This is a genomic window from Alteromonas sp. CNT1-28 (genome assembly GCF_022348345.1).
GTDB classification, from domain to species: Bacteria; Pseudomonadota; Gammaproteobacteria; order Enterobacterales; family Alteromonadaceae; genus Alteromonas; species Alteromonas macleodii.
On the sequence record NZ_JAKREZ010000003.1, the window covers coordinates 95405 to 111852 of the forward strand.

Annotated in this window: 11 protein-coding genes; 6 read left to right on the forward strand and 5 right to left on the reverse strand. The window is 44.3% G+C overall.

The annotated features are described in order from the left end of the window. Nucleotides 1–25 precede the first annotated feature (25 nt). The 3 genes from rluF to MHN02_RS03170 all read right to left on the reverse strand — a co-directional run bounded on the left by rluF (nt 26) and on the right by MHN02_RS03170 (nt 3487). Nucleotides 26–784 carry a 23S rRNA pseudouridine(2604) synthase RluF gene (gene rluF, locus MHN02_RS03160; protein WP_014949260.1) on the reverse strand — a complete coding sequence of 253 codons (759 nt, stop codon included), beginning with the start codon at nt 782–784 and terminating at the stop codon, nt 26–28. 142 nt (nt 785–926) lie between these two features. After that, complete coding sequence (locus tag MHN02_RS03165; RefSeq protein WP_239244520.1) at nt 927–1739, reverse strand: hypothetical protein; 813 nt, start codon at nt 1737–1739, stop codon at nt 927–929. Between the two features lie 191 nt (nt 1740–1930). Next, nucleotides 1931–3487, reverse strand: coding sequence for a bifunctional GNAT family N-acetyltransferase/carbon-nitrogen hydrolase family protein (locus MHN02_RS03170; RefSeq protein ID WP_014949262.1), 1557 nt, complete (start codon nt 3485–3487; stop codon nt 1931–1933). 426 nt (nt 3488–3913) lie between these two features. On the opposite strand from MHN02_RS03170, the gene MHN02_RS03175 reads away from it, so the two are divergent. Both MHN02_RS03175 and MHN02_RS03180 read left to right on the forward strand, forming a co-directional pair. After that, nucleotides 3914–4585: a 2OG-Fe(II) oxygenase gene (locus MHN02_RS03175; protein WP_069944173.1), complete on the forward strand. Its 672-nt coding sequence runs from the start codon at nt 3914–3916 to the stop codon at nt 4583–4585. 208 nt (nt 4586–4793) lie between these two features. After that, nucleotides 4794–6479: a response regulator gene (locus tag MHN02_RS03180; protein ID WP_014976356.1), complete on the forward strand. Its 1686-nt coding sequence runs from the start codon at nt 4794–4796 to the stop codon at nt 6477–6479. A 119-nt stretch (nt 6480–6598) separates the two neighbouring features. Here the strand turns inward: MHN02_RS03180 and MHN02_RS03185 are convergent, their stop codons facing one another. Further along, nucleotides 6599–9184, reverse strand: a complete 2586-nt coding sequence (locus tag MHN02_RS03185) for an ExeM/NucH family extracellular endonuclease (protein ID WP_239244522.1) — start codon at nt 9182–9184, stop codon at nt 6599–6601. Between the two features lie 329 nt (nt 9185–9513). Continuing rightward, complete coding sequence (locus MHN02_RS03190; RefSeq protein WP_014976358.1) at nt 9514–10836, reverse strand: DUF2252 family protein; 1323 nt, start codon at nt 10834–10836, stop codon at nt 9514–9516. A gap of 293 nt (nt 10837–11129) precedes the next feature. Between MHN02_RS03190 and ahpC the strand changes: the two genes are divergently transcribed. From ahpC to MHN02_RS03210, 4 genes are all read left to right on the forward strand, one after another. Beyond that, nucleotides 11130–11693 carry an alkyl hydroperoxide reductase subunit C gene (ahpC, locus tag MHN02_RS03195; RefSeq protein ID WP_014949268.1) on the forward strand — a complete coding sequence of 188 codons (564 nt, stop codon included), beginning with the start codon at nt 11130–11132 and terminating at the stop codon, nt 11691–11693. 181 nt (nt 11694–11874) lie between these two features. Next, nucleotides 11875–13464, forward strand: coding sequence for an alkyl hydroperoxide reductase subunit F (ahpF, locus tag MHN02_RS03200; protein ID WP_014976359.1), 1590 nt, complete (start codon nt 11875–11877; stop codon nt 13462–13464). 267 nt (nt 13465–13731) lie between these two features. Next, nucleotides 13732–15894, forward strand: coding sequence for a TonB-dependent siderophore receptor (locus MHN02_RS03205; RefSeq protein WP_239244524.1), 2163 nt, complete (start codon nt 13732–13734; stop codon nt 15892–15894). A gap of 9 nt (nt 15895–15903) precedes the next feature. Beyond that, nucleotides 15904–16440, forward strand: a complete 537-nt coding sequence (locus tag MHN02_RS03210; RefSeq protein ID WP_239219706.1) for a hypothetical protein — start codon at nt 15904–15906, stop codon at nt 16438–16440. Nucleotides 16441–16448 lie beyond the last annotated feature (8 nt).

Here is a 16448-nt window from a genome sequence, read left to right on the forward strand (position 1 = left end):
CTACTACTAAATGTAGTAGTTTCATTTATTTACGCAACTCAACTTTGCTCGCTGTTTTTGTAGAAGAGCGAACTGCATTTTGCATAATAGTTAGTTCACGGCTTGTTAGGTTACGCCACTGGCCAGGTTTTAGTGAGCCGAGTTCAAGGTGCATGATTCGGGTTCGTTTTAGTTTGGTGACCTCGTACCCTAAAAACTCACACATTCTGCGGATTTGTCGATTAAGACCCTGAGTTAGAATAATGGTAAATGTATTTTTGCCCGTGGGTTTAACCACACAAGGCTTCGTCACCGTCCCTAAAATTGGTACTCCGCGAGACATACGGTTGACGAAGCGCTCACTGATTGGTTGGTTAACCGTAACTTCGTATTCTTTGTCATGAGCATTTTCAGCGCGCAGGATCTTGTTCACGATGTCCCCATCGCTGGTTAAAATGATTAAGCCTTCCGATGGTTTATCTAACCTTCCTACGGGGAAAATACGTTCCTTGTGACCGATAGCGTCAATAATGTTGCCTTTGACATGACGCTCAGTTGTACAGGTGATACCAATGGGTTTGTTATAGACAATATATACGCGATCTGACTTGTCTGAGGCAACGGCACCTACAACTTTACCGTCTACCTTTACAGTGTCACCAGGCCCCACTTTCGTACCCAGTTCAGGTGGTTGGTTATTAACGGTAACGCGATTTTGCTCAATGAGTTTATCCGCTTCACGGCGAGAACACAGGCCAGTGTCGCTAATATATTTATTTAAACGTTTGGGCGCTTGCTCACTCATTGCGCATTAGGTCCTATAGATTTCAAAAGAGGGCAATATTATCACGGCAAAAAGAAAGGGGCGATTCGCCCCTTTCTTTTTTATGCGTTAAACCGTGGTTTTTATTCTCGGTTGTATACTATTACAACAGATTTAATCTGGTTTACTGGTTACCTGCAGCTGAAGGAGCCGAACCACTTCCACCCGTTGAACCACCGCTAGATACTACTTTGGTTGCTATATCGCGAATTTCGTTCTCCAAACTGGTAATGCGGCCAGATAAGGTCGTATTGCGTTGCTCTAACACAGACAATTTGTCGGTTAAATTGCGTACGCTTTGCTGAGCGCTTTGTTTATCGCTTGCTGCTTGCTCAAGTTGAACATTAACAGCGAGCAGTTCATCAGCTAACGAAGCAAGTTGATTCTTAACCGAGCCAATGGCCGCCGCTTGCGATTTTACATTTTCTGAAACTGAGTTGATGTTCTTATTCAAGGCGTTTTGAACGTTACCCACGCGGTCGCCAAGATCAGCAATCTCTTGTTGATTACGACGCCAAGCTGACGCCCACAACTTATCCATTTGTTCCCAAAGCTCGTTTGTCTTGTTGGTTAGCTCAGTAACTTTAACTTGCAGGGCAACAGTAGATTCACCAATTTCTTCACCTGTAGCAGATAACTTGTTTTCTAACTGCAAAATGCGCTGCTCCGCTTGCTCAGCAACCGCTTTCTGTTGCTCAAGCATGGTGTACAGGTAATAGCAACCACCACAGGCGGCCAAGGCGAAGACGGCAACGAATACAACCCAGATTCCATTACCGTTTCCACCACCAGAGGGTTGGCGGTTTGCTGATGGGGCAGATGAAGGTGGAGGCGTTGCTTTTGTTGGCGCCGCCTGACGTTTTGTTTGGTAATCACGACGGTCTTCTTCATCCAATCTAATGGTTGGAAACTCATCGTTTTTCGAATTATTTGCCATAGTAAATTTATAATCTCGTTATGTAGTGCTAACTTCATCGCATTTAGATGCTTTAACTCAATAAGAAGACAGCACATTTATATTTGCGCGCTAAAGCATGTTATCGCTAAATTAAAGGAAATTCTACGGCTTATGCTCAATGTCAATTATACATAAGCCATAAAATCCGAGAATTTCCTTAAAGCGTAGCGCTACTGCTTATCGCCGATCCATTCAACGCGATACAAATCTCGTCTTCTATCAAGATAATTCCGCACAGAACCTTCATTTTGAAGCTTAGTGAGTTTATCCAAATCCAAATCAACAATGAGCGTCATTTCTGTGTTTGGCGTGGTCTCAGAGACAATTGCGTCATGTGGGAACGCGAAATCACTTGGCGAGAAAACCGCGGTTTGCCCATATTGAATATCTACGTTGTCCACTTTGGGTAAGTTACCTACGCTACCTGCAATTGCCACGTAGCATTCATTTTCAATAGCGCGGGCCTGCGCACAGCGTCGCACGCGCAAATAACCGTTTTTGGTATCTGTCCAGAAGGGAACAAACAAAATTTGCATTTCCTGATCGGCAAGAATACGCGCAAGCTCTGGAAACTCCACGTCATAGCAGATCAAAACGCCGATTTTGCCGAAGTCGGTATCAAATGTCTTAAGGCTGTTTCCGCCTTTCATTATCCAATCTTCTTTTTCGTGAGGTGTTGGATGAAGCTTATACTGGCTTTCAATCGTGCCGTCGCGTTTGCAAATGTAGCTGACGTTATAGAGCTCTTCCTCTTCTACCACAGGCATAGAACCTGCGATAATCGTAATATTGTACGATACTGCCAAATGAGACACGGCAGTTAAAATCTCATCGGTATAGGTCGCTAAATGCCAAATTGCATCAATTGATGAATCTGACGGGCTCAGGCCCATTAATGGCGCGTTGAAAAACTCAGGGAACAGGGCAACGTCGCAAGAATAGTCAGACAAGGCATCGACGAAGTACTCTACTTGTTGTAAAAGCTCTTCTACATTATTGAAGTAACGCATTTGCCATTGAATACATCCGATTCGCGCGCTGGTCTTCCTGCTGGCGATGAGGGAAGGCGTGCCCGGTTCATAATAAATATTGTGCCACTGAAGTAGCGTCGCATAACCCTGTGAGGCTTCATCCTCTGGAAGGTAAGCCGACATGACTTGCTTGACTTCAAATCCATTTGAAAGTTGAAAAGTTAAAATGGGGTCGTAGATGTCTTTGAGCTTGACTTGCTCAATGTATTCATAAGGCGACAGCTCATGCGCATGGTTTTTATAGTTCGGGATTCGACCGCCCGCCATAATGGATTTTAGATTCAAATTACGACAGAGCTCTTTACGCGCTTCGTAGAGACGACGACCAAGGCGTAGACCTCGATACTCGGGTGAAACAATTACTTCAACTCCATAAAGCACATCACCGTTAGGATCGTGTGTGGTCAAATAAGCATCACCCGTAATTTCATCGTAGCTGTGTTTATCCCCAAACTGGTCATAATCTACAATCACTGAAATGGCGAAAGCGACCACTTTGCCTTTATCTTCAATACATATTTGCCCATCGGGAAATGTAGTAACTTGGGCTTTATAGTTAGAGTAAGGCCATGCGCCTCCAACGTTGGCGTATACCTCATCCATTAACGCTTTAACATCGTTGTAGTCGTCCAGTCTCAAGTTTCTTAAGTCTAGATGATGTTCCGTTTCTTCTATTTGTGTTTGATCTTGACTCATGGGTTACTCTTTTTGCTAAAAATTTTAATACGTACATTGCGTATATCTTTACTAAACCGCCTTGCCATGCGTTTTTCAACTGTTAATTACAATCCGTATGTGCAGACGTAATGGCAACGGAAACAAGGGCAGAAGAAAAGTCTCTCAATCAACCCTCTTAAAATATACGCCTCGGTTTACTTATTGATTTAGTTTACCTTTACCGTCATTTGTTCACTTTAAAATTGATATTAAATAAGCAAGAAGCGTGCGACTTCTTAACGACAAATAATTTTTCTTTTATCGATAAAAAAATAGCGCGGAAAATGCGTGGTGATGCAATTGCTATAGGATTCAACCCCGCGTATAAGTTCGCTAGTTTTTTAACGTACACAACCCGCTCCTAACTACACGATTAGTTAACCGCTCAAAGGTAGAAATGCTCTGATGAATAGAGAACAACTTGCGTCGTATCAGCCTCTTCACGTTTTCGATGAAGCCATATTTGAAAATATCGTCGATGACTTAGTCACGAAAGGCTTTTCTATTCAAGAGCATGGTTTACCTGATTTCATTACACAAGCACTTTTGGCCTGCCAGCGTTCAATCTCTGAAGCTGAATATCAAGCGGCAGGTATTGGTCGCGCAGAGAATTATCAAAAGGCTGAAAAAGTTAGAGGAGACGAGATTTGCTGGATTACAGGTTCATCTAGCGAAGGCGCTTTGTGGCTTTCGTGGTGTGAAGCCATGCAGCAGTATGTAAATCGTTCGCTCTTTATGGGGCTTTTTTCTTTTGAAAGTCATTTTGCCTGCTATGAGCCGGGTAAATTTTACAAACGCCATGTAGATGCGTTTAAAGGTCAGGGCAATCGCGTGTTGTCTTTAGTCGCCTATTTGAATGACGACTGGACTTCAGAAGATGGGGGAGAACTCGTGCTCTACACTGATGAAAGTGATCTAATTGGAACAAGGGTGCTGCCAACGAAAGGTACTTTCGTTGTCTTTTTGAGCGAACAATTCCCTCATGAAGTATTACCTGCTGCCCGCAGCCGTCACTCGGTTGCAGGTTGGTTTAGGGTTAACGGAAGCGTTAACGACGCGATTGATCCGCCTCGATAAAAGCACTAATCACGTTGTGAAACGCGCGTGTATCTAAAAACCAAGACTTATGTATAATAAGTTTAGGCTGTATGCGCGCTATTATTACAAAACTGGTTTGAATTATGGGCCAGCTCCTCTCGCGCACAGCTCGCGCAACATTGTGCCGTCGCAATAGCAAGTATTCTATTACGACGCTTAGGGAAAAGACGTTAGAAGTGATTGGTAAATGCTGGAAAAAATACCTGCCCCAACCCCAAGAGAAGAATTACATGTGCTGGTTATCGATAACCAGGGGCTTGTACATGATGTAGTGTCATCAGCTTTGCATGAAATTGGAATAAAAAACGTAAGCAGTGCTTTTAATGCCTTTCACGCGAAAAGGTTATGTGCTGCAAGACAATACGACTTTGTTTTACTGGCGTTTAACGTCAGTCACGACAAAGATGGCTTTCACCTTTTTGAAGAATTAAAACACCTCAATCACATCAACGACACCACCACGGTCATTTTTCTCAGTGCAGAGACATCGCCTGAATTGGTTAATTGTATTGTTGAATTGCAACCGGATGACTTTTGGGTCAAACCTCTTCAGCGCAACAAAATTGAGCTGCGTTTGGAATACCTTATCCAAATAAGGTTAAAGCTACATAAAATGCTTCATTGTATGCAGGAGGGGGACTATTCCACCGCTATGTACTATGCAGAGCGCCAGTTAAAAGATCCTTCGCTATCGGAGTATCACACCAGAATTAAACGCTTAATTGGTGATTGCTTATTGCAGCTTCGCGATTATCAAACTGCGGAAGACTACTTTAGAAGCTTATTGCAGAGCATGGATCATGCGTGGGTTCACATTGGTTTAACCCGGTCGTTGCTTCGACAAGATGAATTAGAAGAAGCCCAGCTACTGGTTGATGACTTATTGCAGCGCCACGACACGCGATTCTTAACCTTTGACTTGCTTGCCCAGTATTTCATAGAGAAAGAGCAGTTCGATATTGCCTACGAACAAATGAAAGAGGCGAGTAGGCTAGCACCTCGCAATATTGAGCGTAACAAACGGTTATGGGACCTTGCTCGATTGAACCACGATAAGGTGGGGCAACTTTCAGCCGTTCAGAATATGGCAAAGTTTGCTAAAAATTCTATCCATGACTCACCTCAGCTAACGCTCAATGTTATTCGTTCAACCATTGATTTAGCCACAAGCCTTGGCAGTACAGAAGGCGAACGCTATATGAAACGCGCAGAATCTGAACTGGAAGAATTGAAACAACAAAAGGGCATGCAGTCTCAGCTTGGCGAGCAGATTGACGTCGTAAAAGCGCGTGTCTTGTGCTTGCGAGACGACAAAAAAGGGGCTGAAAAGTTGATGAAGGATCGTTCGGCATCTACCGACGGCCTCTCGATGGAAGATAGCCTCGATAAAATGAAAGCATTTCACGAGCTAGGAATGCGTGAACACTGTGTGAGTATATTAGATAAGCTTAGAAAGCAAATTGAGGGGGACACGTTTACTTCTCAAGTGGTAAATGAATACCTGAATCAAGAATCGATTGAACGTACTGAAATTCAATTTACCACAAAAGAGCTTAAGCAAATGGCTGCGGTTAACTACAAAGAGAATCGGTTGTCGCCAGCCTTCAACAATTTACGCCAGGCACTAACACTGTCGCCTAAAGACAAACAAGTTGCGCTTAGCTTGTTAAAAGTTATTACTCAAATTCACTTAGGGGATAATTTAACAGACGAGCAGATGGAAGCGGCCCATAAAGCGGCGAAGTTTCTTCTAAGTAGCGACTTGTCGCCAACCCAGGCTGAAAAGCGGGATCAGTACATAAGCCGAATAGGTATAGAAGTGGACGACAGTAACGCTGCTGACTTAGTTGGTGTGGTGGCTGTTAAAGCATAACGGTTACTACACAGACTGTCATTGGAAAGAGTACCAATAAAAAAGCTGCCTCCATTGAGGCAGCTTTTTTTATGTGAATGAAGCACACCCGTTACGCGTGTACTTCATTCTTTCACTTTTTACTTCTTAACAGTAGTCGAACGACGACGAAAGCCAATCGCTGCAGCTAGCAGGGCAAGAATTCCTCCCATTGCTCCACCTGAGCTATCATTGTTTTCTTCTTCTTCCTCTTCAACTACGTCTGCTTGTAGGTCAAAGGTTGCGATGAATGGGTCGTGATCTGAGCTTCTAAATGGACCAACATCAGTAAAGGCGTAACCGTCTTCATCTGGGTAATAACGAAGCGCTTGATCGTACTGCAACTGGTAAGCTTCAACTGAGTTGATGTTCCAGTGAGCACCGTCAATGGCGTCTTCAAGCATGGCTTCACTTGCTAGTACGTGATCTAAACTACCTACCTGTTCAGTTCCGTAGAACCAATATGAGAAGCCTTCTGCATCAAACTCTTCAGCCAAGTTGTGATAGCCGAAGCTAGACTCTACGTCCACTGACGAGCCTTCATCCATACCTGTATTGACCGCAGTCGTAATAGTGTATCCACGAGACTCAGGTGTGTAATCGGTAAGTACAGCTACTGGATCTTCAGCGCTATAAGCGTTTAAGTCGCCTAAGATAACCTTGCGCTCTGGCAGGCTCTCATCACTTAATGCGTTGCCTAATGTGATAGCTGCCGATACACGAAGTGCGTTACAGCTACCCTGAATCGTGGTGATTTCAGACGGCGCTTCTGCCACATCTTCTGCACACTGTGAACCTTTTGATTTAAAGTGATTCACGGCAACAAGGAACGATTTGCTGCTTTCAGTGTGTACAAACGATTGAAGAAGGCTTGGGCGCATGCGTGCCAGGCTATCTTCATCAATTTGTTGCTCTGGCATAGCAACTACCATGGCATCATTTTCTGGCGTCACTACTGTAGCTTTGTATAACAAGCCTACAGTAATCGCATCCGTACCAATTTCACTACCATCACTGGTCGCGATGAATGAGTATTGCTCGGTTTCACCAAGTTCGGCGTTAATAGCATTAACTAGAGATTGGATAGCACTATCTTCGCCAAAACCATCGTTTTCGATTTCCATCAAACCGACAACGTCTGCGTTAAGGTTAACGATAGCTTCAACGATACGACCCTGTTGCAATTCAAACGCCACTTCATCGTCTGCGCCGCGGTTTTCGTCATAATCGAAAGTTACGTCGCCATTTGCATCTACTTCACCATTAAAGTAGTTAAGCACGTTGAACGTAGCAATAGATAGGTTGCCTTCTGTAACCACTGGGTTTGCTTCGCGAGAAGACGTTACTTCGATAACGTCGTTTGGATTAATTCTGTAAGTGCCAAAACTGTAGTTTAGTGGGCCAGCAGCAGTAACCGAATCACCAATGCGAATGGCATTAGCGTAGCTGAAAGTAGGGAAGTAATTAAGAGCATCTGGGTACTGCGAGCTGCTGTTATCTTCGATTGTAAGAAGGCTTGTCTCGCTCGCTTCTTCTGCCGCAGTATATGCTTCTGACAGAGGCGCAGCTACGTCGCTTGGTTGGCGTTTAATTGTATCGCTAACAACGATTTCACCAAAACGCCACAGGTTGTTTGTACTCGTCACTGTTGCATCAGTCACGCTAACAACCATACCTTCAACGGTTTCAAGGTCAAGTTCGTACGGCATAGAAAGTTCTACCGCTGCTACAGCATCCGCTGTACCACAATCAAGTGCAGCCACATCACTATCCATAGCGAGTGTGGTCATACCGTAGTTTTCTTCTACTTCACCGTAAAGGCGAACCAGGTTACCTGTTTCAACGTCGACAGAACCTTCTACAAATAAGCCTTCAGACGTGGCGTCGTCAGCGTCGTAATCAGACGCTTCTTCTTGGACAAAGAAGCCGCCAGCACGTGTGCCAGTTACAATAGCTTCAATTATAAAGTTATTGCCAACTTCAGCAGAGCTGCTTTCACTGCCCTGTATAGCACTAATAAGTGTCGCGTCTGCACCGCAAATACCTAGCTCAACAGCAGGCTCTTCTGGAACTTCTACAACGTCACCGCCACCTTCAGTGGTAAATGTACCCGCTGGAAACGGCGTTGCAGCGTCAGTGTTAGTGGTCGAGCCATCAAGCGCGTCAACACCACTGTAAGCCCAGTTAGATGCTTCGAAACTGCCGCCATTTGCTGTTTGACCTGACGTCCGGTATGCCCAACCGTCTAGGTACTCCCACGCGGTGCCACTACCGTCGGTGTTGATATCGCCAAACGTGTCAATAACGCTGCCATCTTTAAAAAGCTCAATAGCATCGTCACCATTAATACCCATTGATGAAGTATCGTAGTCTGGTGCAGAACCGAAAAACGCAGTAAATCCATCAATTTCTGATGCTACGTAGATATAAGTACCAGCGCTTGCAGACGCACCAGCTGGAAACGTAAACTCTTCGCCATCAGTACCGCCGCCGTTGTTTGCAGTTCCAAGGGCATAAGTAGATAAATCTGCTATGTCATTGACTACGAAAAGTTCAACTGCTTTTGGAACACCACCGCTTAACGGTCCATCGATAACACCACTAATGACTAAATCGTTAGCTTGGATGGCGGTTGAAGAAAGTGCAGAAATGATTCCTGCAGATAGTAAAGTTAATGATGTTTTCACGTCATTTTCCCTTTGTAGTTTTCATTATTTTTAATTCACATAAATACTGCTTCTGCTTTTGCCGAAATAGAAAAAACAGAGTGATATGTGAAGCGCAATTTTCTTATTGCTTGAACTACACTAAGGGCATTTGTAATGGATAGGAATGACTTAACCTTATTCAAGCTGTTTTTAAAATATTACTTAAATATCAAGTTCTTATCATCTATAGGTAAGTTTACTCATACCTTTAACTCTTAACCAAAAGCTAATATAGGTGTTAAGTAATGCTAACGACACGTCTATGACAACAGTTCGCCTGGTAAAAAATACGCTTTTTATTGATATCTTTATTTCAGCGCACGAGTGAACAGCGCATGATCATCAACTACTTGTTCTGTATAAAGATTTGCTATTTTTACGAGCAGGCTTTTTACTTGAGAAAAAGACGTTGATGCTGCCGACGCGAATCGTGTACTTCTTCTATCGCCTCGGCAGTGAGCTAGCGCAAGGCTATACCCGCACAATTCGGCAAAATACTCAAAGCCACCATTTATCGCTTTATTTCCCATTGCAATATCTTGTGGGTCGATTCCCACTTTAGCGTGATGTCGGGAGCGAACTAGGTAATGCGCATTTTCAAACTTAACTTCATCAAGCACTAAGTCGGGTTTTCTTTGCATTCTTCGTTGGCATCGAGCTGTAAGGTGTGCAGCATTTAGGCGATTAACTGGGTTAAAATCTGGAAAGTAATAAATAGGCGCAGCAACACGTTGTTGCTTAACCTCTACAATATGACAATGCGCAAAGCTTGCTGAATTATGTGGTTTTGCTGGTCCTACTAAAAAGTAGTAGCGCGCCATATTTACCGACCCGGTGCCCGCGTCCAGGCGTTTCACTATATCGACTACCGCATCGTCCATGTAGGGAGCAAAAGCTTCTAGTAGCGTGGCGTATTCTTGTGGGCTTAGGGTAGAAAATTTCTCACTGTTGGCCTTAAACCCCAAGGTCTTGCCGTCAAAATGAACGGCTTTAGCCAGCGCACTTTTAACCGTGAAGTCTTCTCCTCCTGCGCTGCGGGCTTTGGCTTTTTTATATAGTTTGGTCAGCTTGCTTGGCACGGCATCTGGGCAGTAGTCTATGGCTTCATTAATCACCATGGCGTTTTCTACTACTTGGCTACAGGTTTCTACATAACGCTCAATAAATGCGTATTGCGCATTAATAACCTGCTGGTGGCTGACAACAGGTTTAGTGATGTCGATGTTATCGCACGCATACTTTCCATCAACGGTGCCTAGGCAATGTATCTGGGCAAGGTGCAATGAAGTGAGATAACGAAGCACATCCCAATGTGCTTTGCCGACACACGCATCATCAAAGTCGTTGGGTGAGAAGATCACTGTATCTCCGTGAGACCCTTCTTCTGTGAGAAAGCCAAAATTGGAAGTATGACAGTCTCCCATCACGCTGGTGAGGGGAACTGTCTCGCATTCTTTAGGAAAATTGATAAGGCCAGCTTTTATATCAGCGTAAAACAACTGCGCACTGCCTCTGTAGAAAACAAAGGGGCTGGCCTCCATTTTTGCATGCTTTGCCAATGTGCGAGATGGCGCGTGTCCATCGATTAGCATTATTTCGTGGGAGATGCGCTGTAGTCGGGAATGGGTCATAGTTTTCTCATTCAGCAGAGTTTAGCCGGTGAAACCGTATTTCAAAACAATCAATCTATTTGGGCTCAATTTTCATCGTTCAATTCAATAACCTGATTAAGCGATTCATTTTTACCAATTAGTTTTTTGTGATTGTGCGCGCTATTCTTACCACCAGTTTCGAGAGACATGAATTTCGCAACAAGTGATTATCTTCACAAAACTGCAAAACCATGTCGACACAATAAACGTAAAGTTTGTATTCGTATGTGTTTAACGTGCGAAAATAATTTAAACCAAATGGAGAATTAAACATGGCATTGATTAATACTGCTATCAAACCTTTCAAAGCAACTGCATTTAAAGACGGCGAATTCGTAGACGTAAGCAGCGAAGACATCAAAGGTAAATGGGCAGTTTTCGTATTTTACCCAGCTGACTTCACATTTGTTTGTCCAACTGAGCTTGGCGACATCGCTGACAAGTACGAAGAACTTCAGTCACGTGGCGTAGAAGTATTTTCAGTATCTACTGACACTCACTTCACTCACAAAGCATGGCACGATTCTTCTGACACGATCAACAAGATCAAATTTGCAATGATTGGCGACCCAACAGGCGAAATCACTCGTAACTTCGATTGTATGCGTGAAACTATGGGTCTTGCTGACCGCGCTACATTTGTTGTTGACCCAGAAGGCATCATCCAAGCGATGGAAATCACTTCTGAAGGTATCGGCCGTGACGCAGATGACCTAGTACGCAAAGTTAAAGCCGCTCAGTACGTTGCAAACAACCCAGGTGAAGTTTGCCCAGCTAAGTGGAAAGAAGGCGAAGCAACTCTAGCACCTTCACTTGACCTAGTAGGTAAAATCTAAGCAGCACGCTTAGCGCTTAATATATGAAAGCTCAGCGCTTTGTGCATTGCACAGTATTAAGCAAATAATTTGCAGGGGGTGGGTCTCCACTCCCTGATATTAATTTCCAATTTCCGCTTATGTTGTTGACCCTTCAAAAGGTTGGCGGGGATCGGCGTGTCGAAAATAAGGCAGAATAACCGTGTTAACTAAAGAAATTTTACAAGCATTGAAATCATATGCAGAGTCAATGCAAAAAAACGTAACCTTTGTCGTACAGACCGGTGAACATAGCAAGCGTGAAGAGCTTGTGACGTTTCTGTCCGACATTGCTTCAGTAAGCGAAAAATTAAACGTAGAAGAGCGTGACACAAATGGTGAGTTGCGCAGTGCAATCAGCTTTTTATTGGAAGCTGACGGCGAAGATACGGGAATTCGTTTTTCTGGTATCCCTGGCGGTCACGAGTTTAACTCGCTTGTACTTGCCATGCTGCACGCAGCGGGCACTGAACTTAAGCTAGACGATAGCGTTAAGTCGATGGTGAAAGCGGTGAATGAACCACTTAATTTTGAAGTGTTCATTAGCTTAAGCTGTCACAACTGCCCTGAAGTCGTACAGGCACTTAATCAATTCGCTTTGATTAATCCTAATATCAAGACCGAAATGATCGACGGCGGGTTATATCAAAATCTAATTCAAGAGCGCGACATTCAAGGTGTTCCTAGCGTATACCTTAATGGCGAGCTATTCGCGAACGGTAAAGTTGATGCCTCTGTGCTTATCAACAAGTTAATTGAACGCGACCCTAGCCTTAAAGAAGCAAACAAAGGCGATGCGTTACCACTTCAAGACGTAACGGTTATCGGTGGTGGCCCAGCAGGTGTTGCATCGGCGATTTACAGTGCCCGTAAAGGCCTTAAAGTTGCCATCGTTGCTGAAACTTTTGGCGGCCAAGTTAAAGATACCATGGGTATCGAGAACCTTATCTCAGTACCTAAAACAACGGGCCCTGAGCTTGTTGGTAACTTGATGGAGCACGTACGCGATTACGACATAACGCTTAAAGAGCACGTACGCGTTGATAGCATTGAGAAAGGCAATATTAAAACCATTACGCTTTCTTCTGGCGAACAGATCCGCACTCGTACGGTTATTGTTGCGACAGGCGCACGCTGGAGAGAACTTGGTGTTCCGGGCGAAAAAGAGAACATCGGTAATGGTGTTGCGTACTGCCCACACTGCGACGGCCCTTTCTTCAAAGGTAAAGACGTAGCGGTCATTGGCGGTGGTAACTCAGGTATTGAAGCGGCACTTGATCTTGCAGGCATTGTAAAATCGGTGACGGTATTTGAATTTATGCCAGAACTAAAAGCGGATAAGGTACTTATCGATCAAGCTCAAAAGCGCGATAATATTACCATTATCAAGAACGCGGCAACGCGCCAAATTACTGCTGAAAATGGCAAAGTGAACGCAATTGAATACCAAGATCGCTCAACTAACGAAGTGCACACCCGTGAACTTGCAGGTGTATTTGTTCAAATTGGACTTGTGCCTAACAGTCAGTTTATGAAGGGCACGGTAGACATGACACAGTATGGCGAAATTATCGTTGATACTAAGTGTCATACATCTGAGCCGGGTATATTTGCAGCCGGTGACGTAACAACAGTACCGTATAAGCAAATTGTTATTTCGATGGGCGAGGGCGCGAAAGCATCGCTTGCTGCATTTGAATACTTATTAAGCCATGAAGTAGTTGAGTCTGAACAGGAAAGTGAAGCGGCATAGTCATTAGCCTTTCACTTCTCTTGAGAGTTAAAGCCGAGCTAACGCTGCTAGTTCGGCTTTTTTGTATGCGCGTATCTTTATGTTACTTAACAACCTCGGTTAACGCGTTTTCTGTTACTTATTGATGTTAATGTGAATGATACTGGTTATCATTTGTGTAAATTTTTGCTAAATTAGACGAAAGTACTAATGCAGCCTTCATTTCACTTCATTCTTGTAATAGGCGAATTGATGGGTCTTAAAAATTAATAACAGAAAACACTCAACATGAATAAGAAATTACTCAGCTTGGCGGTAGCGGCTATCTTAGTGTCTCACGCGCATGCTCAGGAAGATGAAAGTGGCGCTGGCTTAGCTATAGATAAGCGAGAAGCAACAGGGGAAAAAGCAGAAGCGAATGCAGTAGAAAAGATTGAAGTAGTGGGCATGCGTTCTCCGTTTGGCGCAACAAAAACAAATACACCCATTGTTGAACTCGCCCGTACAATTTCCATTGAAACCGCATTAGATTTAAAGCAAAAAGGTGTGTTAAATCTTTCTCAGTCTGCCACCTATATGGCGGGCGTGACGGGGGAGTCATACGGATACGCCACCCGAGTCGATTCAATCTCTTCCAGAGGATTAAGTATTCCGCGCTATCGCGACTCAATTCAAGAGTTGTTTGGCAGCTATAATTCTACGCGAGCTGAAATTTACACAATGGAACAGGTTGAGTTGCTTAAGGGGCCTGCCTCTGTACTTTACGGTCAGGGCTCTCCCGGTGGCATAATGAACTATGTGTCAAAAACGCCCACGTTAGGCAAAGGAAGCGAAGTGGTGTTGTCCTACGGAAACTTCGACCGCGCGCAAGTTGGGGTGGATGTAAACGGCAGCCTGTCTGAAGATGATAGGTGGATGGGGCGTTTTGTTGGTATATATCGTAATGCTGACTCTCAGGTTGATTATGTTAGCGATGACACCCAAGTATTCATGCCGTCACTTTCCTTCATGCCTTCTGACGATACAACGCTAACGCTAATCGGGTTATTCCAAGATACTGATAGTGATACAGCAGCGCAGTTTATTCCTGTGGAAGGGACATTATTGCCTTTGGCTGACGGCACTTATTTACCCGACCAAGATGTTTACGCAGGTGAACCAGGGTTTAATAAATTTGATACTAAGTCGAACCAAGTTACTTTGCTTGGCGAGCACTTGATTAACGATACAACGTCACTTTCATTTACTGCCTTATGGCGAGATGGTGAGGCAGACTACCACCAAGCGTGGCCCACTTTTACGGGCGGTACTCGCTATCTAAACGCTTTTGTAGGGGCACCGGTCGCGCCTACCGATACCTTTGTGCCGAGAACGTTTTATCAAGCAGACAATACGTTTAATCAACACGCTTTTGATATTCGTGTAAACAAGGGCTTTGTAACAGGCGCTTTCGAACATGAATTATTAGCAGGTGTACAATATCAACATGTTAAGACCGACGCCAACTCTGCTTACTATGCTGGTGGTGGGGTATTACAAGGTGATTTTAGGTACATTCTGGACTTGGCCAACCCTGAGTACACAGGCGCACCAGAGCAAGGTATTTTCGACGCAATCTACAACGATGCGCCTGAACAGACAGTCACGGACACGGGGTTATACCTGTCTGATCAAATTTCCTATGAAAACTGGCGGGTAACGCTAGGCCTACGTCACGACCGCGTTGATAATGATACAGGCGTAACTGAGCAGGATGACACGCAAACATCTTACTCAGCTGGAATTTTGTATCGCTTTGACAACGGTATTTCCCCCTACCTTAGTTACGCTGAGTCGTTCGAGACGGTAGTGGGACTAGATAACAATAACAACCAGCTTAAGCCAGAAGAAGGCCGTCAATACGAGGCAGGGATTAAGTATGAACTCTCGTCAGTTCCTGGTTTTATCACGCTGGCGTATTACGATATTGAAGTTTCAAACCTTCCTAATCCTAACGGATTACCAGACGAAGCGGCGCAACAGCAAGGCGTAACGACCATTGAAGGGATTGAGCTAGAAGGGCGCGTAGACTTTGGCCAGATAACAGCGCAGTTTGCGGCGTCGGTCTTGGATGCAGAAGATCCTAACGGTTTTTCGTTGTCAGCACAGCCAGACAGCAATGCATCCCTATGGATAAATTATTCTCCACTTGAGCTTGAAGCGCTGACGGTAGGAGCTGGTATTCGCTACGTGGGAGAATCAGTTTCTGAGAATGGTATCATCAGATACGACACGCCTAGCTACACCCTTGGTGACCTGATGGTGTCGTACGAGCTAGCAGATAATTTGAATTTGCAGCTGAATGTAAGAAATGTGACCGATAAAAAATATCTCACGTCTTGCTTATTCAGAGGTGACTGTTTCCCTGGTGTACGCAGAACAGTGAACGCGTCGTTAACCTATTCGTTTTAAGGATTTATCATGCTTTCAGTTGCAGCGGGTGGTTTAACACTTGCAGCCTTAGGTGTTATTTATAAAAGTTGGCGCGCTCAAGCGTCAACGTATCTTTATTTGGGTCTTGTCGTATGGCTAGTTGCAGCAGTGTGCTGGTCTTATGCTCAGGGGTGGGAGTTTGGCGTGCTGTATGCGCTGTGTATCCCTTCCATTTTAGTGTGGCCTTTTATTGCGTTTAACCAAACTCATTTGCCTCAGCCAAAAAATGTACCTCAGCCGAGGAGCTTTGATTTCTCGCGACGTACAGTTCTAGGGAACATCGCAAACTACATCGTGGTGCTGGTTGTTTTATTGGTTGTGAGCGTGTTATTGACGCTAGGACTATGTGCGCTACTTCCATTCTCAATAGCAGGGAAGTTGGCTACAGGTATCGTGCTGTTGCCAATTTTGTGGGGTCTTATTGTTTATCACTACCTTGCTACCGCCCACAAAATTAAAGTTGTTGTTGCTTACGCAGTTTTGGCTGCGCTTTGCCTACCAATACTTATTTTCTTCCCCATGTAGGTGAATAT